The sequence below is a fragment of the Streptomyces sp. NPDC051109 genome, assembly GCF_044455885.1.
Lineage (GTDB): Bacteria > Actinomycetota > Actinomycetes > Streptomycetales > Streptomycetaceae > Streptomyces.
Genome location: NZ_JBITFF010000012.1, coordinates 101,089 through 122,451 on the forward strand (window position 1 = coordinate 101,089; position 21,363 = coordinate 122,451).

Annotated in this window: 25 protein-coding genes and 1 riboswitch; of the genes, 13 read left to right on the top strand and 12 right to left on the bottom strand. The window is 72.5% G+C overall.

Features of this window, described 5'->3' with window-relative positions:
* Entirely contained in the window at positions 1-237 is a 237-nt protein-coding gene (locus ACIBAD_RS22545) for a DUF3263 domain-containing protein (protein ID WP_030156982.1), read from the top strand.
* Between the two features lie 93 nt (positions 238-330).
* Positions 331-1,179 (top strand): trehalose-phosphatase, encoded by an 849-nt coding sequence (gene otsB / locus ACIBAD_RS22550; protein ID WP_398908153.1) that lies wholly within the window; start codon positions 331-333, stop codon positions 1,177-1,179.
* 54 nt (positions 1,180-1,233) lie between these two features.
* On the opposite strand, the gene ACIBAD_RS22555 is transcribed toward otsB, so the two are convergent.
* Together ACIBAD_RS22555 and ACIBAD_RS22560 are read right to left on the bottom strand one after the other, a co-directional pair.
* Complete coding sequence (locus ACIBAD_RS22555; protein WP_398908154.1) at positions 1,234-2,685, bottom strand: trehalose-6-phosphate synthase; 1,452 nt, start codon at positions 2,683-2,685, stop codon at positions 1,234-1,236.
* A gap of 45 nt (positions 2,686-2,730) precedes the next feature.
* On the bottom strand, positions 2,731-3,708 hold the full coding sequence (locus ACIBAD_RS22560) for a glucosyl-3-phosphoglycerate synthase (protein WP_134074513.1): 978 nt from the start codon (positions 3,706-3,708) through the stop codon (positions 2,731-2,733).
* Between the two features lie 196 nt (positions 3,709-3,904).
* Positions 3,905-4,054, top strand: a riboswitch (SAM riboswitch).
* Here ACIBAD_RS22560 and thrC point away from each other — a divergent pair.
* From thrC to ACIBAD_RS22590, 6 genes are all read left to right on the top strand, one after another.
* Positions 4,048-5,346 (top strand): threonine synthase, encoded by a 1,299-nt coding sequence (gene thrC, locus ACIBAD_RS22565; protein WP_398908155.1) that lies wholly within the window; start codon positions 4,048-4,050, stop codon positions 5,344-5,346. It overlaps the preceding riboswitch by 7 nt.
* Positions 5,347-5,381: 35 nt before the next feature.
* Positions 5,382-5,660, top strand: a complete 279-nt coding sequence (locus tag ACIBAD_RS22570) for a MoaD/ThiS family protein (RefSeq protein WP_134073336.1) — start codon at positions 5,382-5,384, stop codon at positions 5,658-5,660.
* Positions 5,661-6,043: 383 nt separating this feature from the next.
* On the top strand, positions 6,044-6,247 hold the full coding sequence (locus tag ACIBAD_RS22575; RefSeq protein WP_005315736.1) for a cold-shock protein: 204 nt from the start codon (positions 6,044-6,046) through the stop codon (positions 6,245-6,247).
* Between the two features lie 349 nt (positions 6,248-6,596).
* Positions 6,597-8,219, top strand: a complete 1,623-nt coding sequence (gene groL / locus ACIBAD_RS22580) for a chaperonin GroEL (RefSeq protein ID WP_053690625.1) — start codon at positions 6,597-6,599, stop codon at positions 8,217-8,219.
* 122 nt (positions 8,220-8,341) lie between these two features.
* On the top strand, positions 8,342-8,941 hold the full coding sequence (locus ACIBAD_RS22585) for a phosphoribosylanthranilate isomerase (protein ID WP_398908156.1): 600 nt from the start codon (positions 8,342-8,344) through the stop codon (positions 8,939-8,941).
* A 467-nt stretch (positions 8,942-9,408) separates the two neighbouring features.
* Positions 9,409-10,812, top strand: coding sequence for a PQQ-binding-like beta-propeller repeat protein (locus tag ACIBAD_RS22590; protein WP_398908157.1), 1,404 nt, complete (start codon positions 9,409-9,411; stop codon positions 10,810-10,812).
* On the opposite strand, the gene ACIBAD_RS22595 is transcribed toward ACIBAD_RS22590, so the two are convergent.
* Together ACIBAD_RS22595 and ACIBAD_RS22600 are read right to left on the bottom strand one after the other, a co-directional pair.
* A complete protein-coding gene (locus tag ACIBAD_RS22595; protein WP_398908158.1) occupies positions 10,813-11,067 on the bottom strand; it encodes a DUF397 domain-containing protein in 255 nt (84 codons plus the stop codon). It abuts the gene before it with no gap.
* A complete protein-coding gene (locus tag ACIBAD_RS22600) occupies positions 11,051-11,887 on the bottom strand; it encodes a Scr1 family TA system antitoxin-like transcriptional regulator (RefSeq protein WP_398908159.1) in 837 nt (278 codons plus the stop codon). The genes ACIBAD_RS22595 and ACIBAD_RS22600 overlap by 17 nt, the downstream gene beginning before the upstream one ends.
* 115 nt (positions 11,888-12,002) lie before the next feature.
* Between ACIBAD_RS22600 and ACIBAD_RS22605 the strand changes: the two genes are divergently transcribed.
* A complete protein-coding gene (locus tag ACIBAD_RS22605; RefSeq protein ID WP_030156956.1) occupies positions 12,003-12,221 on the top strand; it encodes a hypothetical protein in 219 nt (72 codons plus the stop codon).
* A complete protein-coding gene (locus ACIBAD_RS22610) occupies positions 12,218-12,763 on the top strand; it encodes an amidase (protein ID WP_398908160.1) in 546 nt (181 codons plus the stop codon). The genes ACIBAD_RS22605 and ACIBAD_RS22610 overlap by 4 nt, the downstream gene beginning before the upstream one ends.
* Here the strand turns inward: ACIBAD_RS22610 and ACIBAD_RS22615 are convergent.
* From ACIBAD_RS22615 to ACIBAD_RS22640, 6 genes are all read right to left on the bottom strand, one after another.
* A complete protein-coding gene (locus tag ACIBAD_RS22615; RefSeq protein WP_134073344.1) occupies positions 12,753-13,166 on the bottom strand; it encodes a PIN domain-containing protein in 414 nt (137 codons plus the stop codon). The genes ACIBAD_RS22610 and ACIBAD_RS22615 overlap by 11 nt on opposite strands.
* On the bottom strand, positions 13,163-13,435 hold the full coding sequence (locus tag ACIBAD_RS22620; protein WP_134073346.1) for a CopG family transcriptional regulator: 273 nt from the start codon (positions 13,433-13,435) through the stop codon (positions 13,163-13,165). The genes ACIBAD_RS22615 and ACIBAD_RS22620 overlap by 4 nt, the downstream gene beginning before the upstream one ends.
* A gap of 142 nt (positions 13,436-13,577) precedes the next feature.
* On the bottom strand, positions 13,578-14,222 hold the full coding sequence (locus tag ACIBAD_RS22625) for a GNAT family N-acetyltransferase (RefSeq protein WP_398908161.1): 645 nt from the start codon (positions 14,220-14,222) through the stop codon (positions 13,578-13,580).
* Between the two features lie 22 nt (positions 14,223-14,244).
* Positions 14,245-15,729, bottom strand: coding sequence for a PTS transporter subunit EIIC (locus ACIBAD_RS22630; protein ID WP_398908162.1), 1,485 nt, complete (start codon positions 15,727-15,729; stop codon positions 14,245-14,247).
* 115 nt (positions 15,730-15,844) lie between these two features.
* Entirely contained in the window at positions 15,845-16,792 is a 948-nt protein-coding gene (gene murQ / locus ACIBAD_RS22635; protein ID WP_398908163.1) for an N-acetylmuramic acid 6-phosphate etherase, read from the bottom strand.
* Positions 16,789-17,721 carry a MurR/RpiR family transcriptional regulator gene (locus ACIBAD_RS22640; RefSeq protein WP_134073352.1) on the bottom strand — a complete coding sequence of 311 codons (933 nt, stop codon included), beginning with the start codon at positions 17,719-17,721 and terminating at the stop codon, positions 16,789-16,791. The genes murQ and ACIBAD_RS22640 overlap by 4 nt, the downstream gene beginning before the upstream one ends.
* A 101-nt stretch (positions 17,722-17,822) precedes the next feature.
* Between ACIBAD_RS22640 and ACIBAD_RS22645 the strand changes: the two genes are divergently transcribed.
* Together ACIBAD_RS22645 and ACIBAD_RS22650 are read left to right on the top strand one after the other, a co-directional pair.
* Positions 17,823-18,200: a hypothetical protein gene (locus tag ACIBAD_RS22645; RefSeq protein ID WP_134073354.1), complete on the top strand. Its 378-nt coding sequence runs from the start codon at positions 17,823-17,825 to the stop codon at positions 18,198-18,200.
* Between the two features lie 7 nt (positions 18,201-18,207).
* Positions 18,208-18,477, top strand: a complete 270-nt coding sequence (locus ACIBAD_RS22650; protein WP_134073356.1) for a DUF4031 domain-containing protein — start codon at positions 18,208-18,210, stop codon at positions 18,475-18,477.
* Between the two features lie 75 nt (positions 18,478-18,552).
* On the opposite strand, the gene ACIBAD_RS22655 is transcribed toward ACIBAD_RS22650, so the two are convergent.
* Entirely contained in the window at positions 18,553-19,779 is a 1,227-nt protein-coding gene (locus ACIBAD_RS22655; protein ID WP_134073359.1) for a Cmx/CmrA family chloramphenicol efflux MFS transporter, read from the bottom strand.
* Between the two features lie 56 nt (positions 19,780-19,835).
* Positions 19,836-20,528, bottom strand: a complete 693-nt coding sequence (locus ACIBAD_RS22660) for a hypothetical protein (protein ID WP_398908164.1) — start codon at positions 20,526-20,528, stop codon at positions 19,836-19,838.
* 117 nt (positions 20,529-20,645) lie between these two features.
* On the opposite strand from ACIBAD_RS22660, the gene ACIBAD_RS22665 reads away from it, so the two are divergent.
* On the top strand, positions 20,646-21,350 hold the full coding sequence (locus tag ACIBAD_RS22665; protein WP_134073363.1) for a copper homeostasis protein CutC: 705 nt from the start codon (positions 20,646-20,648) through the stop codon (positions 21,348-21,350).
* The last annotated feature ends 13 nt before the right edge of the window (positions 21,351-21,363 follow it).

Below are 21,363 nucleotides of genomic sequence, written 5' to 3' on the forward strand. Positions count from 1 at the left end.
ATGACGGACGACGTGGGGCTGACGGCCACCGAGGCCGCGGTGCTCGCGTACGAGGGACGCACCTGGCCCGGGCCCGGGGCCAAGGAGCGGGCGATACGGGAAGGGCTGGGGATGACCCCGGTCCGCTACTACCAGCTGCTCAACGTGCTGATGGACGACCCGCGGGCGCTGGCCCACGCCCCCGGCACCGTCAACCGGCTCCGCCGCATCCGCGAGGCCCAGCGGGCTCGGCGCTGAGGGACGGCCCCGCGGGCGGCGGACGCCCCCCGGGGGGTGTCAGGGCTTCCCGCGCCGTAGCCGTGGCCCGGCCGGGCCGTTAGGGTCGTGCCTATGGGGAGCCATCCGCACGACTTGCCGATGCCCGTCACCGCTGCCGGACGTGAGGGCCTCGAAGCCCTGCTCCGCGCACCCCGCCGTTCCGTCGTCGCGCTCGACTTCGACGGCACCCTCGCCGACATCGTCCCCGACCCGGACCAGGCGCGGGCCCACCCCGGGGCCGTCCCGGCCCTCTCCGCGCTCGCCCCCGAGGTCGACTCGGTGGCCGTGATCACCGGCCGCCCGGCCGGCGTCGCCGTCCGCTACGGCGGCTTCGCCGGTGTCCCCGGCCTGGAACACCTCGTGGTCCTCGGCCACTACGGCGCCGAGCGGTGGGACGCGGTGACCGGCATCGTCCACGCACCGGCCGAGCACCCGGGAGTCGCCGCCGTACGGGCGGAGCTGCCCGGGTTCCTGGAATCCATCGGCGCCTGGCGCGGTACCTGGATCGAGGAGAAGGGCCGGGCGCTGGCCGTCCACACCCGGCGCGCGGACGACCCGGCGGCGGCCTTCGCGGCGCTGCGGGAACCCCTGGCCGAACTGGCGGCCCGCCACGGGCTCATGGTGGAGCCGGGCCGTGCGGTCCTGGAGCTGCGCCCCCCGGGCATGGACAAGGGCGTCGCCCTGACGGAGTTCGTGGCGGAACGGGATGCCGAGGCGGTCCTCTACGCGGGCGACGACCTCGGTGACCTCGCCGCGTACTCCGCGGTGGAGAAGCGCCGGGCCGACGGTCTGCCGGGGCTGCTGGTGTGCAGCGGCTCCGCCGAGGTCCCCGAGCTCGCCGCCCGGGCGGACCTGGTCCTGCCCGGCCCCGGCGCGGTGGCGGACTTCCTGGCCGTCCTGGCCGCGGCCATCCGCGGCTGACGGGGCCCTGCCGCCCCGCGGAGCCCCTCGGGCCCCGCGCGGCGGCAGCGGTCATCACGCCTCGCGCAGGGCCTCCAGCTGGGCCGTGAACCACTCCGTCGCGGGGAGGGCCGTGGCCGCGGCGGCCAGGCGCTTGGTGCGCTCCAGCCGCTCACCCGCCGGCATGGCCAGCGCCGCGTGCAGGGCCTGCGCCGTCGCCGTCACGTCGTACGGGTTCACCGTCAGCGCGTCCTCGCGGAGCTCCCCGTACGCCCCCGCCCCGGTCGACAGCACCAGCGCGCACCCCGCGTCCGACACCACCGGGATTTCCTTGGCCACCAGGTTCATCCCGTCCCGTACCGGGTTGACCAGCGCCACGTCCGCCAGCCGGTACGCGGCCAGGGAGCGGGTGAAATCGTCCTTCACCGACACCAGCACCGGCTGCCAGTCCTCCGTGCCGAACTCCTCGTTGATCCGCTCCGCCAGCTCCCGTACCGCCTCCGTGTACGAGCGGTAGACCGCCAGGTCCTGCCGGGACGGGTACGCCGACGCCAGGTGCACCACCCGCCCGCGCCACTCGGGGTGCACCGTCAGCAGCTCCCGGTACGCCAGCAGCCCGCGCACGATGTTCTTCGACAGCTCCGTCCGGTCCACCCGGACGATCGCCTTGCGGTCACCGACCTCCGCCCGCAGCGCCGCCAGCTTGTCGTTCACCTCCGGCCGGTGCGCCAGCGCCCGCAGCTCGTCCGCGTCCACGCCCAGCGGGTACACGGCCACGTCCGTCCGCCGGTGCCGCACCGGACCGCGCGGGGCCTTCTCGACGAACCGCTCGCCCGTCCCCGCCGGGGAGCAGGGCTCGGCCACGCCCCGCTCGTCGTCCAGGTGCGCGCCGTCCATGAAGCTGTTCGCCCACGCCCAGGTGTGGAAGCCCACGATGTCCGCCCCGAGCATGCCCCACACCAGCTGCGAGCGGACGTCGTCGGGGAGCATCTCCAGGAACTCCCGCGAGGCCCACGGGGTGTGCGTGAAGTGGCTGATCTTCAGGTCGGGCCGCAGCCGGCGCAGCTCACCCGGGACCAGCGCCAGGTGGTAGTCCTGCACGAGCACCGCCGCGCCCTCGCCCGCCTCCTCGGCCAGCGCCACCGCGAAGGCGTGGTTGTAGGCGGCGTACGACTGCCACTGCCGCCGGAACCGCGCGTCGAAGACCGGCTCGCGCGGGATGTCGTACAGGTGGTGGTGGGTGAACCACAGCACCGAGTTCGCGATGCCGTTGTACGCGTCGTCGTACGTGGTGGGATCGATGTCCAGCATCCGGACGCCGGGCTCGGAGACGCCGCGGCGGACCGCCTCCCGGTCCGCGTCCGACAGGGCCGCGCAGACCCACAGCGCCTCCGGCTGGCGGGCGAGGGCGGCGGAGAGGCCGGAGACGAGTCCGCCCCCGCCCCGCCGGGCCGTGAGGGTGCCGTCTTCGTCGAGTGCGTAGGAGAGCGGGCCGCGGTTCGCTGCAACGAGTACCTGGGAAGCCATGCGGCGAACCTAGCCCGGGGCCCGCCCGCTCAAACGTCAGTTCCCTCACGCCACCCGTCGGCCGGAGTACTCCTTGACCCCCGCCATCGGCGGCCGCTCCTCGGTGTCCACGGCGTACGTCCGCGGCGTGAACCCGTCCGGGCCGCGCTCGAACTGCGTCAGCTCCGGCCGTACGTGGGGGTAGCCCCGGCGGTGGCTGGGGGAAGGCCCGCGCGAGAGCCGCAGCTGCGCCGTCCGGTAGATCGCTGCGGCCATCCGGCCCAGCGCCTGGCCGTCCTGATGGCGGTGGAGCCGTACGCCCACGTCCACCTGGGCCAATGCGTCCAGTCCGACCGTGTGCAGCGCGTCCACGAGCAGGCCGAGCTCGACCCCGTACCCGACGGGGAAGGGCAAACGTTCCAGCAGGGCCCGGCGCACGGCGTACTCGCCGCCCAGGGGCTGGACGAAGCCGGCCAGCTGCGGCCAGTGCAGATTGAGCAGCGGGCGGGCGACGAGCTCGGTGACCCGGCCGCCCTGGCCGGGGGCGTCCCCCAGCGGGCGGTCGTACATCGCCTTGACGAACTGCACGTCGGGCTCGGTCAGCAGCGGGCCCACGATCCCGGAGACGAAGGCGGAGGAGAAGTCCCGCAGGTCCGCGTCCACGAAGCAGACCACGTCCCCCGTGGTCGCCAGCAGCGAGCGCCACAGCACCTCGCCCTTGCCGTGCACGGCCGGGATCCGCGGCAGGATGTCGTCGCGGTGCACCACCCGGGCGCCGGCCTTGGCGGCCACCTCGGCGGTCCGGTCGGTGGAGCCCGAGTCGATCACGACCAGTTCGTCGACCAGCGGCAGCGGCAGCCCGTCGATCAGATCGCGCCGGATCACCTCGACGATCGCGCCGACCGTCTCCTCCTCGTCGAGCGCGGGCAGGACCACGCTGACCGTGGTGCCCGCCGCCCGCTTGGCGGAAAGCAGCTGGTCGAGCGGTCGGTCGGCCGCGGACCAGGAGCGGTCCGCGAACCAGCGCTCCACCTCTTCCAGCACGTTCAGCACTCCCTGGTCGTCCTTCGCTCCCCGGCGGTTTCGGCCGAAAAGTGATCCATCTCGCGGTTCGGACGGCTGTCTCAACCACGCGGACCTTCAGTTACAGTCTTGAACAACGCGAAGGACCACCGCATGCCGGGGGTCCCCGCGCACAAACGCCCGGACGCGCCGCAGAGCGCGCGAACCGGTGCCATACCGCTCATCCAGAGGGGCAGAGGGACACGGCCCGTTGAAGCCCCGGCAACCCTCCAGTCGGTTCTCGCGCTTGCTTGCAGCAGCGGGGTCCCCGGCTAGGGAAGGTGCCAATTCCGTCTCATGGCGAAGTGCGCCATGGGGAAGATGAGGAGAAAGGGCCTCGCCATCATGGCTGCACAGACTGTTGCCACCTCTGTCGATCTCGGACCTGCCACCGGCCTCTCGTGTCGCGAGTGCGGTACCCGTTTCGAGCTGGGTCCCATCTTCGCCTGCGTCGAGTGCTTCGGTCCGCTGGAAGTCGCCTACGACCTTCCCATCGGAGACCCGGAGGCGCTGCGCGCCGCGATCGAGGCCGGCCCGAACAACATCTGGCGCTACGCCCCACTGCTGCCCGTCCCCGCGGACGTGGCCTCCAAGCCCAGCCTGAACCCCGGCTTCACCAAGCTCGTGGACGCGGCCAACCTGGCCAAGGAGCTCGGCGTCACGGGCAAGCTGTACGTCAAGGACGACTCCGGCAACCCGACGCACTCCTTCAAGGACCGCGTCGTGGCCATCGCCGTCGAGGCCGCCCGCGCCTTCGGCTTCACCACCCTGTCCTGCTCCTCCACCGGCAACCTGGCCGGCGCCGTCGGCGCCGCGGCCGCCCGGGCCGGCTTCCGCTCCTGCGTGTTCATCCCGCACGACCTGGAGCAGGGCAAGGTCGTCATGGCCGGTGTGTACGGCGGCGACCTCGTCGGCATCGAGGGCAACTACGACGACGTCAACCGCTTCTGCTCCGAGCTCATCGGCGACCCGCTCGGCGAGGGCTGGGGCTTCGTCAACGTCAACCTGCGCCCCTACTACGGCGAGGGCTCCAAGACCCTGGCGTACGAGATCTGCGAACAGCTCGGCTGGCGGCTGCCCGACCAGATCGTGATCCCGATCGCGTCCGGCTCGCAGCTGACGAAGATCGACAAGGGTCTGCAGGAGCTGATCAAGCTCGGTCTCGTCGAGGACAAGCCGTACAAGATCTTCGGTGCGCAGGCCGAGGGCTGCTCCCCGGTGTCCACCGCCTTCAAGGCCGGCCACGACGTGGTCCGCCCGCAGAAGCCGAACACCATCGCCAAGTCGCTCGCCATCGGCAACCCGGCCGACGGCCCGTACGTCCTGGACATCGCCCGCCGCACGGGCGGGTACGTCGAGGACGTCACCGACGAGCAGGTCGTCGAGGCGATCAAGATCCTCGCGCAGACCGAGGGCATCTTCGCCGAGACCGCGGGCGGCGTGACCGTCGGCGTGACCAAGAAGCTCATCGAGAACGGGCAGCTCGACCCGGCGCTGACCACGGTGGTCCTCAACACCGGTGACGGCCTCAAGACCCTGGAGGCGGTGGCCGCGGACAGCGGGCAGACCGCCACCATCCGCCCGAGCCTGGACGCCTTCCGCGCCGCCGGCCTGGCCTGACCCACACCCTCCGCCCCCGGAAAGGCAGTAGCGCCATGAGCGTCAACGTCCGCATCCCCACCATCCTGCGCACCTACACCGGCGGCCAGGCCGAGGTCCCCGCCGAAGGCGCGACCCTCTCCGAGGTCATCGCCTCCCTGGAGTCGAACCACCCGGGCATCGCCGCCCGCGTCCTGGACGACCAGGGCAAGCTGCGCCGCTTCGTGAACGTCTACGTCAACGACGACGACGTGCGCTTCGAGGGCGGTCTGGACGCGGTGACGCCGGACGGCGCGGGCGTCTCGATCATTCCCGCCGTGGCGGGCGGCTGCTGACACGCGCAAGCCCAGAATTACCCCTTCCGGTAAAAGCGGAGGGGGTAATTCTGCTTGGTTGGGCGCGGTAGAGTTGGGGAAGTCCCCTCCGCTGTTCTTGCCCGCCGCATATGAGCGGGTCGCGTGATGGTTGACATTGAGTCAATGTGCAAGTGCGGTATGGGGCTTTGGCGAGATATGCCGGGTCCGAGTTGCCCGGGAATATGCCAACTTTTCACTCTATTTCAATGTATCCCCGTGTCCAGATTTCTCGTCGGATTGACCTGTTGCAGACAGCAGCGGTGCAGATACATTCAGCCCCGGTCGAGGCGTTCCGGCGCAAGTTCTGACCCGGGACCGCGAAGTGCGGTCCTGCGCAAGGGCCAGTAATAGGGGAGTTAGGCATGGCTCAGGGCACCGTCAAGTGGTTCAACGCGGAGAAGGGCTACGGCTTCATCGCGGTCGACGGTGGTGCGGATGTGTTCGTCCACTACAGCGCCATCCAGATGGACGGGTACCGCACCCTTGAAGAGGGTCAGCGGGTCGAGTTCGAGATCTCGCAGGGCCAGAAGGGTCCGCAGGCGGACATGGTCAAGCTCGCCGTCTAGCCCCGGCGCGATCGACCAGCGACGCATCAAGCACGAGGGTCCACATCCTGGAGGAGGGATGTGGACCCTCGACGCATGTCCGGCCCCCGTCGGGCCGGCCGGCCGCCCCGGCCGTTGCCCGAAGCCGCTTGCACTCGGAGGGGTCGAGTGCTAATCATTGGCGTTAGCACTCTCCTGGTGAGAGTGCTACTACACAGGACCGGGTCGGTGAGGCCCGCAGGGTCCGGCGGGAAGGAACCGCCGGGCACGCAGGCCGTCCGTCGCGGGCGCGGGCGCGGTCCGGAGCAATCCAACCCTCCCCTCGTGCCGACGGCGCAGGGGGAACCCCAGTCCTGGAGGACCACTTCAGATGGCCAAGATCATTGCGTTCGACGAGGAGGCCCGGCGCGGTCTCGAGCGCGGGATGAACCAGCTCGCCGACGCCGTCAAGGTCACCCTCGGCCCCAAGGGTCGCAACGTCGTCCTTGAGAAGAAGTGGGGCGCCCCCACGATCACCAACGATGGTGTCTCCATCGCCAAGGAGATCGAGCTCGAGGACCCGTACGAGAAGATCGGCGCCGAGCTGGTCAAGGAAGTCGCCAAGAAGACGGACGACGTCGCGGGCGACGGTACGACCACCGCCACCGTGCTCGCCCAGGCGCTCGTCCGCGAGGGCCTGCGCAACGTGGCCGCCGGCGCCAACCCGATGGCCCTCAAGCGCGGCATCGAGAAGGCCGTCGAGGCCGTCTCCGGCGCCCTGCTGGAGCAGGCGAAGGATGTCGAGACCAAGGAGCAGATCGCTTCCACGGCCTCCATCTCCGCCGCCGACACCCAGATCGGCGAGCTCATCGCCGAGGCCATGGACAAGGTCGGCAAGGAAGGCGTCATCACCGTCGAGGAGTCCCAGACCTTCGGTCTGGAGCTTGAGCTCACCGAGGGCATGCGCTTCGACAAGGGCTACATCTCGGCGTACTTCGCCACCGACATGGAGCGTATGGAGGCGTCGCTCGACGACCCGTACATCCTGATCGTCAACTCGAAGATCGGCTCGGTCAAGGACCTGCTGCCGCTCCTCGAGAAGGTCATGCAGTCCGGCAAGCCGCTGCTGATCATCGCCGAGGACGTCGAGGGCGAGGCCCTGTCGACCCTGGTCGTCAACAAGATCCGCGGCACCTTCCGCTCCGTCGCCGTCAAGGCCCCGGGCTTCGGTGACCGCCGCAAGGCCATGCTCGGCGACATCGCCATCCTCACGGGCGGCACGGTCATCTCCGAGGAGGTCGGCCTCAAGCTGGAGAACGCCGGTCTCGACCTGCTCGGCCGCGCCCGCAAGGTCGTCATCACCAAGGACGAGACCACGATCGTCGACGGTGCCGGTGACAGCGACCAGGTTCAGGGTCGCGTCAACCAGATCCGCGCCGAGATCGAGAACTCCGACTCGGACTACGACCGCGAGAAGCTCCAGGAGCGCCTCGCGAAGCTGGCCGGCGGCGTGGCCGTCATCAAGGCCGGCGCCGCGACCGAGGTGGAGCTCAAGGAGCGCAAGCACCGCATCGAGGACGCCGTTCGCAACGCGAAGGCGGCCGTCGAGGAGGGCATCGTCGCCGGTGGCGGCGTGGCCCTGCTCCAGGCCTCCGCGGTCTTCGAGAAGCTCGACCTGACGGGTGACGAGGCGACCGGCGCCAACGCCGTGAAGCTCGCCCTGGAGGCCCCGCTCAAGCAGATCGCCGTCAACGGTGGTCTTGAGGGCGGCGTCGTCGTGGAGAAGGTCCGCAACCTGACCGTCGGCTGGGGCCTGAACGCCGCGACCGGCGAGTACGTGGACATGATCGCCGAGGGCATCATCGACCCGGCGAAGGTCACCCGCTCCGCGCTGCAGAACGCGGCGTCGATCGCGGCCCTCTTCCTCACCACCGAGGCCGTCATCGCCGACAAGCCCGAGAAGGCCGGCGCCCCGGCCGGCGGCGGCATGCCGGGCGGTGACATGGACTTCTGATCGGCCCCCGGCTGATCGGCTGTTCTTCGACCGAGGGCGGCACTCCCCACACGGGGGGTGCCGCCCTCGGGCGTTTCCCGGTCCCATCGCCACCCGACAGGGCGGTTTGGTTGACTGGGGGGATGAGCGAGCTGTTCGTGAAGATCTGCGGGCTGAAGACCGGGCCGGACGTCGACGTGGCCGTGGCGGCCGGGGCCGATGCCGTCGGGTTCGTCTTCGCACCGGGGAGCCCCCGTACGATCGGCGCCGCCGGGGCGAGCGAGCTGGCGGCGCGGGTCCCGGCCGGGGTGCTGACCGTCGGGGTGTTCCGGGGGCAGCCGGTCGAGGAGGTGCGCCGGCTGACCGAGGAGAGCGGCGTACGCGGAGTGCAGCTGCACGGGGACGAGGGACCGGAGTACTACGAGGCGCTGCGCGCCGAGGGCCGGACCCTGCTGCGGGCCACCGCCGAGCACGTGAAGCGCTGCGGGGAGTACGGGGAGGACCTGCTGCTGCTCGACGCCCCCGACCCCGGCTCCGGCAAGCCGTGGAACTGGGGCTCCGCGGAGTTCACCGCCCCCGAGGGCCGCTGGCTGCTGGCCGGCGGGCTGACCCCGGGGAGCGTCCGGGAGGCCGTGGAGACCACCGGCGCCTGGGGCGTGGACGTCTCCAGCGGGGTGGAGAGCGCGCGCGGCGTGAAGTCCCCCGACCTCATCCGGGCCTTCATCGAGGCCGCCCGCGGCTGACCGGACGCTCGGGGCCGGTCGCTCGGGAAGTCCGGCTGGTCGCCACGTCGGCCGGGTCGAGGTCCTTCCGTACGGTGACGATGTACGGGGGGCGAGGGGGCCGCGTACGGCGCGGGCTCCGGCACGGCGACGCCGGCCGCGGGCAGGGCTCGGCCATCACGTACATCGCCGCAGTTCAACGACGTCCGTGGGGGTGGCGGGGCATCGGGGGCGCACCGGCAGTGCGCTCCCCGGTGTGGGGGCGGACCATACGGGTGGTCTTGTCGGCGGCCCGTCGGCGGTGCGGGCCGGGACGGCGCGGGGCACGGGCTTGACGCCCGGCTCCAGCCCGAACGCGCTGCTGTTCACCGCCGGTCCCTGACCGTCTCCGGGTCCTGACGGACCTGCCCCCGGCCCGTGCGGGGAGGCCCGCGCACGGGCTGCGCATGCCCCGCCCGATCGCCGCTAGGCTGCGGGGCGGGGGGATCATGGACACGCCACTGCCGCTCGCGAAGCGGCTCCGGGACCACGTGCGGCTCGCCGCGGCCTGCGCGTTCAGCGCCGTCGCGGTGTTGTACGCCGTCCTGTGTGTGAAGTTGACCGCCGTGGACATGGCCTCCGACCTCCGGTGCGGGGACGGCGGCTGCCCGCGCGGGCTGGGCCCGCTGGTGCTGTGGGCGCTGGTCGCCGGGCTCGCGGCCGGCGGCCTGTGGTGGTCGGCCGTGAAGGGCCGCGGGTACCGCTCCGGCGTCGGCTGGACCGTGGCCGTCGCCGTGGCGCTCGTCGCGCTGTGGCCCGGCTGGCTCGGCTTCTCGTGGCTGCGCGGCCCGCACATGGACCTCTTCTCGTACCAGGCCCCGGACGGTCCTGGCGCGGACAAGCCGCTCGGCTCCTGGGCGGGGCACCCGGACACGGGGGTCGTGATCCGGGCCCGCGCGGACGGCGTGACCGGCTACGACGGGGAGGGCCGTCGCGGCTGGGGCTTCCCCGCCCCGGCCGGCGGCGCGGTGTGCGGGATGAGCGCGGACACCCCCTCCGGCACCGGGCTGCTCACCGTGACCACTGCGGAGAGCATCTGCGGCAACCGCTTGGTGGCGGTGGACGTCGCGTCCGGCAAGCAGCTTTGGAGCAAGGACATCCCGAAACTCGTGGGTCGGCCGTCCGGGGGAGGATCGCTGGCCGTGGTCGCGACCGCGGACGCCGTACTCGCCCACGACCTGGTCACCGGGGCCGAACGGTGGCGTTCCCCGCTGCCCTCGGGCGTCGTCGCCGTGGAGGTCGCCGCCGGTCCCGACCGGGCCCTGCTCCTGGCCCGGACCGGCGAGGGAGTCGAGCTGTTCGCGCTCGACGCCCGCACCGGCGCCGCCGCCTGGCGCTTCCCGATGCCGGTCGGGTACGAATCCCCGCGCATCGTGTCGGCGTCCCCGGCCGCGGCCGTCGGGGACGGACGCCTGCTGGTGTTCGACGAGCAGGGCCGTGCGCGCGCGGAGTCGCAGGCGCCGTACGTCCCGACCACGGGCGGGACGGAGTGGCTGGTCGCCGGTGACGTGCTGTACGCGTCGGTCCCGGAACGGGAGGAGCGGGAGGTCATGGCGGCGTTCTCCCTGAAGGACGGCCGCCACCTGTGGACCCGTGCGTTCGAGCACGACTGGCGGGTCCGCGCCCTGGCCGCCGACGGCCGCACCGGCCGGCTCGCCGTGGTCACGGAGGGCGGGTACACCCACCTCTGGCACCTCGACCCGGGCACCGGGAAGCCGACCGGCGAGTCGACGGTCCTGCGGGGCCTGCGGCTGGGCGAGTCGTTCGCCCTCCACGGCAGGACGTTCGTCAACCTCGACGACGACGGCCGCCTCCCGCCGATCCTCGACGTGGCCCCGACGATCGGCTGGTAGTCAGAGGCTGGCGACGAACGCCGTCCAGGCCGAGCCGTTGAAGGTGAGGTGCGGGCCGTCCGGGACCTTGGAGTCCCGGACGGGGACGATGCCGGTGTGGCCGTCGGCGACTTCCAGGCAGTTGCCGCCGTCGCCACCGCTGTACGTGGACTTGTGCCAGGTGGCCATCTCCAGGCAGTTGCCGCCGTCGCCAGCGCTGTAGCTGGACTTGTGCCAAGTGGCCGCCGACAGGTCGTAATCAGGCGTGCTCATCATGCTCGTAATCCTCCGCCACAGACTCGATGAGAGCCAGTGATTCCCGGGGTGGTAGCGCGCTGGCCGTGAGGAGATCGTAGGTCAGGGTGTGTTGTACGACCGTGGCTGGATCATCCAGCAGTAGTCCCGTTTCGAGGCCTTCGACGTACGCGAGCGGGGGAGCATCATCGAAGGCCATGAGCCTTAGCGGACCGCCTAGCGATGCGTGAGCCCCTGTCCTGAACGGAACGACCTGCGCGATGAGCCGGTGGGAGCGGATGAGGGTGGCGACGTGGCGGAGGGCCTCCGCCATCACTGTCGGGCCGCCGACCTCGCGGCGAAGCACCGCCTCATCAAGAACACACCACAACAGTGGTGTTGTTGGATCACTCAGGAGCGCGGCGCGGGCCAACCGGTTGGCCACCAGCTCGTCGATGATCTCCGCCGTGGCCGTTGGCTTGTACGCGCGGAAGACCGCCCGTGCGTACGCTTCTGTCTGTAGCAGACCCGGGATGATCAGCGGCGCGTACTCGCGGATGGTCTTCGCCAGAGCCTCGGCCTCGGCCGCCGCCGCGAAGTGGTCCGGGTACTTGGACTTGGCCGCCGCCCCGCAGTTGCGGACGAAGAAGCCGCCCGTGTCGAGGATGTCGTCGATCTGCCGGGCGAATTCGATGTGCATCCGCCGCGTGCCGGCTTCGAGCTGGCCGATGAACGAGCCGCTGACGAAGAGGGGTTCGCCCAACTCGGCCTGGCTGAGGCCCGCGCGTTCGCGCGCCACGCGCAGTTCGGCGCCGAGCAGGGCGCGGGGTGAGGAGGACGGGTCGAGGTTCTTACCTGCCATGGCAACTCTCCTGGCAACACGTGCCGTTGTTGCGGTGTCCGTGTGGAAAGGCTAGCGAGCCCGCCGCCACTCTGTGTGTCGAAGCTGAACACTCAGAGTGGAAAGGTGACATGCCATGGTGCTCTCTCCGCAGGAGCGGATGCAGGCAGCCGAGGAGGCGGTCCGGCAGTTGAAGGAGTCCCTGGCGGGAGTGGGGGTGCTGTTCCCGTCGCTCGACGTGGAGCGGGTCTCGGCCGCCGGCACGTACGGGCTGCCGCTGGTCGACCTGGGCCGCTGCAACCTGGACACCGCGCTCCGGCTGGCCGCCGTGCTCCACGAGCGGGCCAACCCGTGATCGGGGACGCCGCCGCCGAATGGGGCTTCGAACTCGGCTGGAAGCTGCGGGGACTGGAGCACGCCCTCCTCGGCAGTGGATGGAAGCGCGACGGGCGGCCGGGGCCGCCCGCTTCGGATGTGCAGCGGTTCACCCTGGTCCACTGGCCGGTGGGGGAGTGCGCGCGGTTCGAGGACGCCCGCTACGACGGGCTGAAGAAGCAGCCGCCACAGGGCTGCGAGGTCGAGGAGATCGGCGGGCGCTTCGCGCTGCGCTGCGAGCGGCCGGGCGCGCGGCTGCTGGAGGCGGTGGCCGAGCTGTGCGGGGAGGTCCGGACCGGACACGGGCTGCTCATGACCGACCTGGGCATCGAGAGGCTCTGGGAGTGGACGGCGGACGGCACGGACGGCTGGGGCGCGGAGATCGTGGGCCAGCTGCTCCTGATGGCCGCCGAGCGGGGCCCGCGCCTCGGCTACGGCGTCGATGACCTGGTCCGCTTCCTGCGGACCGCAGCCGGTTCGTGCCGTGACGGGTCGGGCCCCGCGGGGGTGGTCAGACCTTGACTGCGGCGAGGCGTTTGCCGCAGAGGGCCGTCAGGTCCTCCGGGTCGGAGGTCAGGACGGTGACGGGCCCGGGCGCCGCGAGCGCGGTGGCGGCGAGCATGGCGTCGATGGCGTGCTTGTGCCCGTGCAGTCCTGCTTCGCGGAGCAGGTCGGTGGCGCGGTGGGCGATCTCCTCCGTGACGGGTTCGACCACCACGCGGGACAGCGCCCACTTCAGTGCCGGCACGTTGATCTGAGGGTGGATCACCTCGACGAGGGTGGCCGTGCTGGTGATGACCCGCACGTCCCGTGCGTGGGCTGCCGCCAGCCAGCCCACGGTTTCACGGTCGCGCGAGATGTACTTCGCGAGTCCCTCGCTGTCGAGGACGAGGGTGCCGGCGGGGGTGGCCTTTTGGGGTGTCATGCGGCGCTCCGCTTGTCTTCGGTACCGGCCGGTTCTGCCTGGTGTGCGCGCACGAGGAGGTCGCCCTTCTCGCGGATTTCCTCGGCTGTGATCGGGCCGATCTCCGCCTCGGCGACGGCGATGAGCTCGGCGAGGTTGTCGCGCTCGATCTGGCGGGCCACGGCGGCGGTGACGTAGGCGGACAGACCCGAAGGGCCGCTGCGGGCACGAGCGGCCTCGGCGACGTCACGGGGCATCGAGATCGAGTACTTCTGGGTGGGCTCGCTCATACCACCCATGCTACTTCCGATGCCACCGCCGTACCCGGCGTGTGGGGTGAGGGAATACATGTGCATAGGTTGATGGCATATGCGGACCCGAGAAGCGTCCGTCGTCGTGCGTTAGCTCGATGGTGTGATCATGCGGTGAGCTTCAGGCGGGGACCGGGCCGTCCGTGCTCAGGCGGGCGTGGAGGTGTTCGTCGTGCCAGCCGTCCGCGTGGAGGAGCGCGCCGCGCATGGTGCCCTCCAGGAGGAAGCCGGCCTTCTCCGCGACGCGGCAGGAGGCCGGGTTGGCCACGGAGTGGGTGATCCGCAGGCGGTGCAGGCCGAGTTCCTCGAAGGCCCAGCGGCTGACCCGGTCCGTGGCCGCGGTCATGACGCCGCTGCCGCGGCCCGTCGGCAGCAGCCAGTACAGGATCTCCCCGCTCCCGCCCGCCAGATCGAGGTCGGCCAGGCCGATCAGGCCCACGGGCAGACCGTCCGCCTCCGGGGCGATGGCCCAGATCGCGGCCGCCTCGGCGCGCCAGCGCTCCTGCCAGCGCGCGATACGTTCCTCCGCCCCGGCCGGGGACAGCACCGGCGGGCGGTTCCAGTGGCGGATCTCCGGGTCGTGGCAGGACTCGACCAGCGCGGGGGCGTCGTACGAGGCCCACGGCCGCAGCCGGAACGGGCCAGGGAGGTCCAGGACCGGCTGCGGGAGGGCCGCCATCCGGCCGGGCGGGACCACCGGCGGAAGGTCGGCGCCGGGAGCAGCTTCGACATCGGCTGCGGCTGCGGTTTCGGCGGGGAGGCGCATCCGCCCAGTCTCCCCAACCGCTCTAGATCTTCGCCAGGGAGGGCTCCGCGGCCGGTGGGGCGGTGGCCGGAGTCGGCTCCCGGTCGGCGTTGAGCTCGGTCAGCATCTGGCGCGTGAAGCCGAAGAAGTACGTGGCGGCGAAGCCGACCAGGTAGCCGGTCAGGAGCCCGCCCGCGTAGATCGCCAGGTTCGGGCCGAGCCCCGAAGGGCCGTCCAGCAACGGGAACAGGGCCCACCCCGAAGGCCCGATGGCCGTGGCGCCGAACGCGACCCCGAGCTGGTTGAACAGCCCGACGAACGCGCCGCCCGCCGCGCCGCCCACGCAGGCGGTGACGAAGGGGCGTCCCAGGGGGAGCGAGACCCCGTAGATCAGCGGCTCGCCGACGCCCAGGAAGCCCGCCGGGAGCGCGGACTTGATGGTGGTGCGCAGGGACCGGTTGCGCGGCAGCCGGCAGTACACCGCGAGCGCCGCGCCGACCTGGCCGGCGCCCGCCATGGCGAGGATCGGCAGGAGGGCGGTGTGGCCGGTCTGCTCGATGAGGGTGGTGTGGATCGGGATCAGCGCCTGGTGCAGACCCAGCATCACCAGGGGCAGGAACAGGCCGCCGAGGACCAGCCCGGCGAAGGCGCCGCCGCCGGCGAGCATCCAGGTGGCGAAGGAACCGATGGCGGTGGCGACCTCACCGGCCAGGAACATCAGGCCGAAGATCGTCACCAGCCCCGACACCAGGACGGTGAGGGTGGGGGTGACCAGCGCGTCCACCGACTCCGGAACCCACCTGCGGCACAACTTCTCCACCCGTACGGCGAGGAACGCGGCCGCCAGGGCCCCGAGGACCCCGCCCTGCCCGGGCGAGAGGTGCTGGCCGAAGGCGTCGATCTTCGCGACGCCGGGGAAGACGATGATGGCGGCGACGGCCCCGCCCAGGACCGGCGTACCGCCGAACTCCTTGGCCGTGTTGTAGCCGACGAAGACCGCGATCAGCGACATGAACCCGGAGGCGATCGCGGCGAGCGCGGGGACGACGGCCGGCAGCCAACCCGTGTTGAGCAGGACGCCGTTCAGGCCTGCGATGATGCCGCAGCCGATGAGCGCCGGGATCAGCGGGACGAAGACGTTCGCGATCCGGCGCAGGAACAGCTTGACCGGGGTGCTGTTGCGGGCCTTCTGCTCCTGCTTCAACGCTGCGCCCTGGGCCGCGAGTTCCTCCGCAGTGACGGCGGTGCGCGGCGGGTGTTCGGCCGAGCGGCCCTCCTCGACCAGCGCCTCGAACTCCGGGGTCACCCGGGCGACGGTCCCCGGTCCGAGCACGATCTGGTACGTGTCGTCCTCGACGACGCCCAGCACCGCGGGCAGTGCGCGCAGCGCCTCGTCGTCGACCAGCGAGCGGTCGTGCAGCGCGATGCGCAGCCGGGTCATGCAGTGCGCGATCGCGCTGATGTTGTCCGGGCCGCCGACCAGCGGGAGGATCGCGGCGGCCGTGGCGCGGTTCTTGTCAGTGGACATGTGGTGATCGCCTTGCGTCGGGGGGAACGGGGCAGTCAGCAGGTCGGGCAAGTCAGCAGGTCGGGCAAGTCGGCAGGTCGGAGCAGGTCGGAGCAGGTCCCAGTGAGTCGGCGGGTCAGCGGGCCGAAGCCAGGGTCAGGGCCTCGCGGAGATGGCCGCGCGCGGCCGTGAGCAGTCCGGCCGCGGCCGGGCCGTCCACGCCGCCGAGCAGCACGAGGACGGCCTGCTTGACCTCGCCGCCGGTGGCGTCGAGCGCGGCCTCGATCTCCTCGTCCGGCGCGCCCGTGGCCAGCGCCACGATCCGGCGGGAGCGGGCGCGCAGCTTCTCGTTGGAGGCGCGCAGGTCGACCATCAGGTTCCCGTACGTCTTGCCCAGGCGGATCATGGTGATCGTCGAGATCAGGTTCAGTACGAGCTTCTGCGCGGTACCGGCCTTCAGCCGGGTGGACCCGGTCAGCAGCTCGGGCCCGGTGACCACCTCGATGCCGTGCTCGGCGGCCGCGGCGAGCGCCGAGCCGGCGTTGCAGGCCAGGCCGACGGTGAGTGCGCCGCGCGTACGGGCGTACTCGACGGCGCCGATCGCGTACGGCGTGCGGCCGGAGGCGGAGACGCCGATGACGGAGTCGTCCGGTCCGACGTCCAGCGCGGCCAGGTCCGAGGCCGCCAGCTCGGCGGAGTCCTCGGCCCCTTCGACCGACCGGACCATGGCGCCGGGCCCGCCCGCGATCAGGCCCACGACCTGCGCCGGGTCGGTGTTGAAGGTGGGCGGGCACTCGCTGGCGTCCAGTACGCCCATCCGCCCGGCCGTGCCCGCACCCGCGTACACGAGCCTCCCGCCGCGGGCCATGCGCGGCGCGATGGCGTCGATCGCGGCGGCGATCCGCGGCAGCTGCGCGGCGACGGCTGCCGGGACGGTGGCGTCCCCGGCGTTCATGGTGCGGGCGATGTCGAGGGTGGACAGCCGGTCGATCTCGGCCAGTTCGGGGCGGAAGGCCTCGGTGGTCAGGGTGTCGAGCTGGGCGCGGAGCGCGGCGTGCGAGCCGTCGGCGTACGAGCTGGTCATGGGCGGGGGCTCCTGGCGGATCGGCGGGGGGCGAGTGCCTCGTACGAGGCGGCGAGCGCGGGCGCGGCGGTCTCGTACGTCTGCTGCGCGACTGCGACGAAAAGGCAGTCGACGACGAGGAGTTGGCTGGTCCGGCTGGACATCGCGGCCGGGCGCAGCCGGGTCTCGCGGGCGGCGGAGGTGGCCAGTACGAGGTCGGCGTAGTGGGAGACGGGGGCGTTCGGGCGGCCGGTGAGGGCGATGGTGGTGGCGCCGCGCTCGAAGGCCGTGCGGAGGGGGTCGATCACGTCGCCGGTGGCGCCGGAGTGGGTGATCGCCACGGCGGCGTCCCCGGGGCGCAGCTGGACGGCGCCGGTGACGGCCAGGTGGGGATCGCCGTGGGCGTGGGCGACGAGGCCGATGCGCAGCAGCTTCTGGGCCAGGTCCTGGCCGACGAGGGCGGATGCGCCGACGCCGTAGATGTCGATCCGGCGGGCGGTCGCGAGCGCGGTGACGGCGGCGGCGAGCGCGGTGAGGTCGAGTCCGGCGGCGGTGTCGGCGAGGGTCTGGGCCTCCTCGTGGGCCAGTTTGGCGACGACGTCGGAGATCGGGTCGTCGACGGCTATGTCGGCGGTGACGGCGGGGGCGGCGCCGGATTCCTGCTGCGCGGCGAGGGCGGCGAGGGCGAGGCGCAGGTCGCGGTAGCCGGGGTAGCCCAGGAGGCGGGCGGTGCGGACGACGGTGGCCTCGCTGGTGCCGGTGCGCGCGGCGAGCGCGCCGACGGTGAGTCGGGAGCAGCCGGCGGGGTCGGCGGCGGCGGTTTCGGCGACGGCCCGGACGGAGCGGGTCATGGAGGGGCCGAGGCTGCGGACGCGGGCCCGCAGGGGTACGCCGGAGCCGGTTGCGCCGCCCTCCACGTCGCCGAAAGTTACTTTCGGGTCGTCGCTCATTCTTGAAATCTATTTTCGGCCCGGGTGGGGGTCAAGGCGCCATTCGGTACCGGTGGGGAAGGACCTTCACCACTTTGCCCGTACGGGGCCACAATGGGCCCATGGACCACGCGACCCCACTGGAGCAGGCGCTGCACGTCGCCCGTGCACTTGTTCTCGCCGATCTTGCCGCGGGCGAGGTCGCCGACGCCGATGTCGTCTCCCTCGTCGAGGACTCGGTCACGCACCGTCGGTGGTGGGTGGAGCAGTGGCCGGAGGGGGTCGGCTTCCTTCCCGGACTCGTCGCCCAGGACGTACAGGACGCGCTGCTGGAGAAGTACGGCCGCTGGCCGCTGTGCCCGGTCTGCTCGCACGGCGATCCGCACGCGCTGGACGTGGAGCCGGAGTTGGGACCCGATCCGCACTGGGTATGCGCCAAGGCGGGGGTGAAGGTCGCCGCGGTCGGCGGCCTCGGCCCCGTGTTCGGCGCCGGCCGGTGAGCCGCCGGTGACGCTCTACATCGACCCGCCGACCTGGCCGGGCCACGGCCGCATGTGGTCGCACCTGGTCAGTGACGTCTCGTACGAGGAATTGCACGCCTTCGCGGCGTCGATCGGCTGCCCGGCGAAGGCGTTCGAGCGCGACCACTACGACGTGCCGTCGTACCGCTACGCGGACGCGGTGGCCGCGGGCGCGGTGGAGGTCGGCAGCAAGGAACTGGTCCGCCGCCTGACGGCCGCCGGGCTGCGCCGCCCGAAGGGCCGCCCGGTGGCGTAGTCGGCCGGGGCTCGTGCCCGGTCGGGGCGCGTGCGCCCCGTGGGGGTCGGCCGGGACTCGCGCGCCCGGTGGGGATCAGCGGCCGACGGCCGGTGCGGCCGCCGCGTCGGCCGCCTCCGGGGCCGACGACGCGACGACCCGGCTCGCGGGCTGCGGTGTGCGGGTGTGGAGGCGCAGTGCGATCGCGGCCAGGGCGATGGCCGTCACCGTCATCGCCGCGCCCGCCCAGGCGGTGGCGGCGAAACCGCGGCCGGCGTCGATCACCGTGCCGCCGAGCCACGGGCCGCCCGTGTTGCCGAGGTTGAACGCCGCCGTGGTGGTGGCTCCGGCCAGGGTCGGGGCCGCGCCCGCCACGTTGAACATGCGGGCGTTGAGCGCGGGCGCCGTGAAGAACGCCGAGACGCCCATCAGGAACGACAGCCCGACGGCCGCCACCGCCGACGACGCGAAGAGGGCCAGCGCGACGAGGAAGACCGTCGACGCGGTGATCCCCCACAGCATCACGCCGAACAGGTGCGCGTCGGCGATCCGCCCTCCTGCCGTCGTGCCGACGAGCGCGCCGACCCCGAACAGCGCGAGCACCCACGGCACCCACGCCGCCTCCAGCCCGGCGACCTCCGTCAACAGCGGCGACAGGTAGCTGAAGGCGCAGAAGACCCCGCCCGCGGCCAGTGCCGTCACGCCGATCGACAGCCACACCTGGCGGTCGCGGTAGATGCGCAGCTCCCGCGCGAGGGTGGGCCGTACGGCGGGCCGCGGGATGTCCGGGATCAGGGCCAGGATGCCGACGAGGGCGACCGCCGAGGCCGCGCCGACCGACCAGAACGCGGACCGCCACCCCAGGTGCTCACCGAGGAAGGCGCCGGCGGGGACGCCCAGGACGTTGGCGATGGACAGGCCGCCGATCATGACGGCCATGGCGCGGGCCCGCTGGTCCTTGTCCACCATCGCGATGGCGACGGCCGCGCCGACCGCCCAGAAGCCGGCGCAGGCGAGCGCGGAGACGATGCGCGAGGCGAAGAGGAGCTCGTACGAGGGGGCCAGCGCGCCCGCGACCTGCCCGAGACCGAAGAGGCTGATGAGGGCGATGAGGGTGGTGCGGCGAGGGAGCCGCAGGGTGGCCACCGCCAGCAGCGGCGCCCCGACGACCATGCCGATCGCGAAGGCCGATATGAGCAGGCCCGCCTGCGGGATGGTGACGTCCATGTCCTCGGCGATGGGCGGAAGCAGCCCCGAGAGCATGAACTCGCTGGTTCCGAGCGCGAAGACGGACAGGCCGAGGACGTATACGGCGACGGGCATGCGGGAGCGTGCTGCGGCGGAGGGCATGTTCTGCACGAACCGCCGCGAAGCGGATCTCATTCCCCGGGGGCGGGATCAGTGGCCGGGTCGGTGGTCAGGCCGGCGAGCTCGGCGGCCAGATTGCGGCGCGCCGGGGCCTCCCAGTGCGCGGTGCCGTACGGGGTGCGGAAGAGGCGGGGCAGGCCGAGCAGCTGGCGCAGCACGGCGGCCCGGCCGGAACGGAAGGCGTCCTCCGGCACGAAGCCGTACTCGGCGCGGACGGCGGCGACGTACGCCGCGTACGCGTCCGGCGCGCCCGCGAGCACGGCCAGGTCGGCGTCGCAGAGCACCTCGCCGTCGGTGTCGCCGGGGGCGGGGTCGTGGGTGACGGTGAGCCGCACCAGACGGGCCACCTCGGCCGTGCGGGCCGCGTCGATGCCGAGCTCGGGCAGGGCGCGCTCGGCGAGGGCGGCGCTGCGCTCCTCGTTCTCGGAGCGGTCGGGGCGGTAGACGGCGTCGTGGAACCAGGCGGCGAGCTCGACGGCGGCGGGGTCGGCGGCGTGCCCGGCCAGTACGTCGATCCGCGCGAGTACGTCGGCCAGGTGCGCGGTGGTGTGGTAGCGGCGCTGGGGCTCCGCCCAGGCGGCGAGGAGCCGGTCGGCGTAGGGGGCGGGGTCGCGATCGGCGGCCGCGCCCGCGGCGGCGGTGGTCGCGTGCCAGCGGGCGCGGAGCGGGGCGGTGTCGGGCGCGGTGTCGGGCGCTGTGTCCATGCGCACATTGTGCGGGTGGCGTGATTGTGCTGGTGGAGGGTGGGCGGAGGCCCGTACTCTGGATATTGGACTAGACCTATTTTCCATACCAGCAGCTTTCCGGAGGAGTGGGGCCCAATGAGCAACCGTGCAGTCCTGGAGGTGATCGCCCTCGACGTGGAGGACGCGGTCGCGGCCCAGGCGGGTGGGGCGGACCGCCTCGAACTGGTCACCGACATGGCCGCCGACGGGCTCACCCCGCCGCGCGAGACCTTCGCGGCGATCAGGGCGGCGGTCGACATCCCGCTGCGCGTGATGCTCCGCACCACCGACGGTTTCGCGGCGGGCACGGCGGCGGACGTGGAGTTGCTGGCCGCGCGGGCGCGGGCGCTGCGGGCGGAGGGGGCGGACGAGTTCGTCCTCGGGTTCCTGGCCGCGGACGGCGGCCCGGACCTGGCCGCGATCGAGGCGGTCGTGGCGGAGCTGGGCGGCTGCAAGTGGACCTTCCACCGGGCCATCGACCGGGCCGCGGACCGGGACCAGCTGCGCAAGGCGCTCGCGGAGCTGCCGGAGTCCGCCGGACCGGACACGTACCTGACGGCGGGGTCGGCGGCCGGGGTCGACGCCGGGCTGCCGGTGCTGCTGGCCGAGGCGGCCCGGCGGGGCGAGCCCGGGTACACCGCGCAGATCCTGGTGGGCGGCGGGCTGGCGCTGTCGCACCTGCCGCAGCTGCGCGCGGCGGGGATCGACGCGTTCCACATCGGCGGCGCGGCCCGCCCCGACGGCTGGTCGGCGCCGGTCTCCGCCGCGGCGGTGGCCGACTGGCGCGCGGCCCTGTCCTGACGGCTCGCGCCCC

Excerpts from the sequence above, each read along its gene's own strand:
- ACIBAD_RS22545 (WP_030156982.1), top strand. The coding sequence starts at position 1 with ATGACGGACGACGTGGGGCTGACGGCCACCGAGGCCGCGGTGCTCGCG.
- otsB (WP_398908153.1), top strand. The coding sequence starts at position 331 with ATGGGGAGCCATCCGCACGACTTGCCGATGCCCGTCACCGCTGCCGGA.
- ACIBAD_RS22555 (WP_398908154.1), bottom strand. The coding sequence starts at position 2,685 with ATGGCTTCCCAGGTACTCGTTGCAGCGAACCGCGGCCCGCTCTCCTAC.
- thrC (WP_398908155.1), top strand. The coding sequence starts at position 4,048 with ATGAGGAGAAAGGGCCTCGCCATCATGGCTGCACAGACTGTTGCCACC.
- ACIBAD_RS22570 (WP_134073336.1), top strand. The coding sequence starts at position 5,382 with ATGAGCGTCAACGTCCGCATCCCCACCATCCTGCGCACCTACACCGGC.
- ACIBAD_RS22575 (WP_005315736.1), top strand. The coding sequence starts at position 6,044 with ATGGCTCAGGGCACCGTCAAGTGGTTCAACGCGGAGAAGGGCTACGGC.
- groL (WP_053690625.1), top strand. The coding sequence starts at position 6,597 with ATGGCCAAGATCATTGCGTTCGACGAGGAGGCCCGGCGCGGTCTCGAG.
- ACIBAD_RS22585 (WP_398908156.1), top strand. The coding sequence starts at position 8,342 with ATGAGCGAGCTGTTCGTGAAGATCTGCGGGCTGAAGACCGGGCCGGAC.
- ACIBAD_RS22590 (WP_398908157.1), top strand. The coding sequence starts at position 9,409 with ATGGACACGCCACTGCCGCTCGCGAAGCGGCTCCGGGACCACGTGCGG.
- ACIBAD_RS22595 (WP_398908158.1), bottom strand. The coding sequence starts at position 11,067 with ATGATGAGCACGCCTGATTACGACCTGTCGGCGGCCACTTGGCACAAG.
- ACIBAD_RS22600 (WP_398908159.1), bottom strand. The coding sequence starts at position 11,887 with ATGGCAGGTAAGAACCTCGACCCGTCCTCCTCACCCCGCGCCCTGCTC.
- ACIBAD_RS22605 (WP_030156956.1), top strand. The coding sequence starts at position 12,003 with ATGGTGCTCTCTCCGCAGGAGCGGATGCAGGCAGCCGAGGAGGCGGTC.
- ACIBAD_RS22615 (WP_134073344.1), bottom strand. The coding sequence starts at position 13,166 with ATGACACCCCAAAAGGCCACCCCCGCCGGCACCCTCGTCCTCGACAGC.
- ACIBAD_RS22620 (WP_134073346.1), bottom strand. The coding sequence starts at position 13,435 with ATGAGCGAGCCCACCCAGAAGTACTCGATCTCGATGCCCCGTGACGTC.
- ACIBAD_RS22625 (WP_398908161.1), bottom strand. The coding sequence starts at position 14,222 with ATGCGCCTCCCCGCCGAAACCGCAGCCGCAGCCGATGTCGAAGCTGCT.
- ACIBAD_RS22630 (WP_398908162.1), bottom strand. The coding sequence starts at position 15,729 with ATGTCCACTGACAAGAACCGCGCCACGGCCGCCGCGATCCTCCCGCTG.
- murQ (WP_398908163.1), bottom strand. The coding sequence starts at position 16,792 with ATGACCAGCTCGTACGCCGACGGCTCGCACGCCGCGCTCCGCGCCCAG.
- ACIBAD_RS22640 (WP_134073352.1), bottom strand. The coding sequence starts at position 17,721 with ATGAGCGACGACCCGAAAGTAACTTTCGGCGACGTGGAGGGCGGCGCA.
- ACIBAD_RS22645 (WP_134073354.1), top strand. The coding sequence starts at position 17,823 with ATGGACCACGCGACCCCACTGGAGCAGGCGCTGCACGTCGCCCGTGCA.
- ACIBAD_RS22655 (WP_134073359.1), bottom strand. The coding sequence starts at position 19,779 with ATGCCCGTCGCCGTATACGTCCTCGGCCTGTCCGTCTTCGCGCTCGGA.
- ACIBAD_RS22660 (WP_398908164.1), bottom strand. The coding sequence starts at position 20,528 with ATGGACACAGCGCCCGACACCGCGCCCGACACCGCCCCGCTCCGCGCC.
- ACIBAD_RS22665 (WP_134073363.1), top strand. The coding sequence starts at position 20,646 with ATGAGCAACCGTGCAGTCCTGGAGGTGATCGCCCTCGACGTGGAGGAC.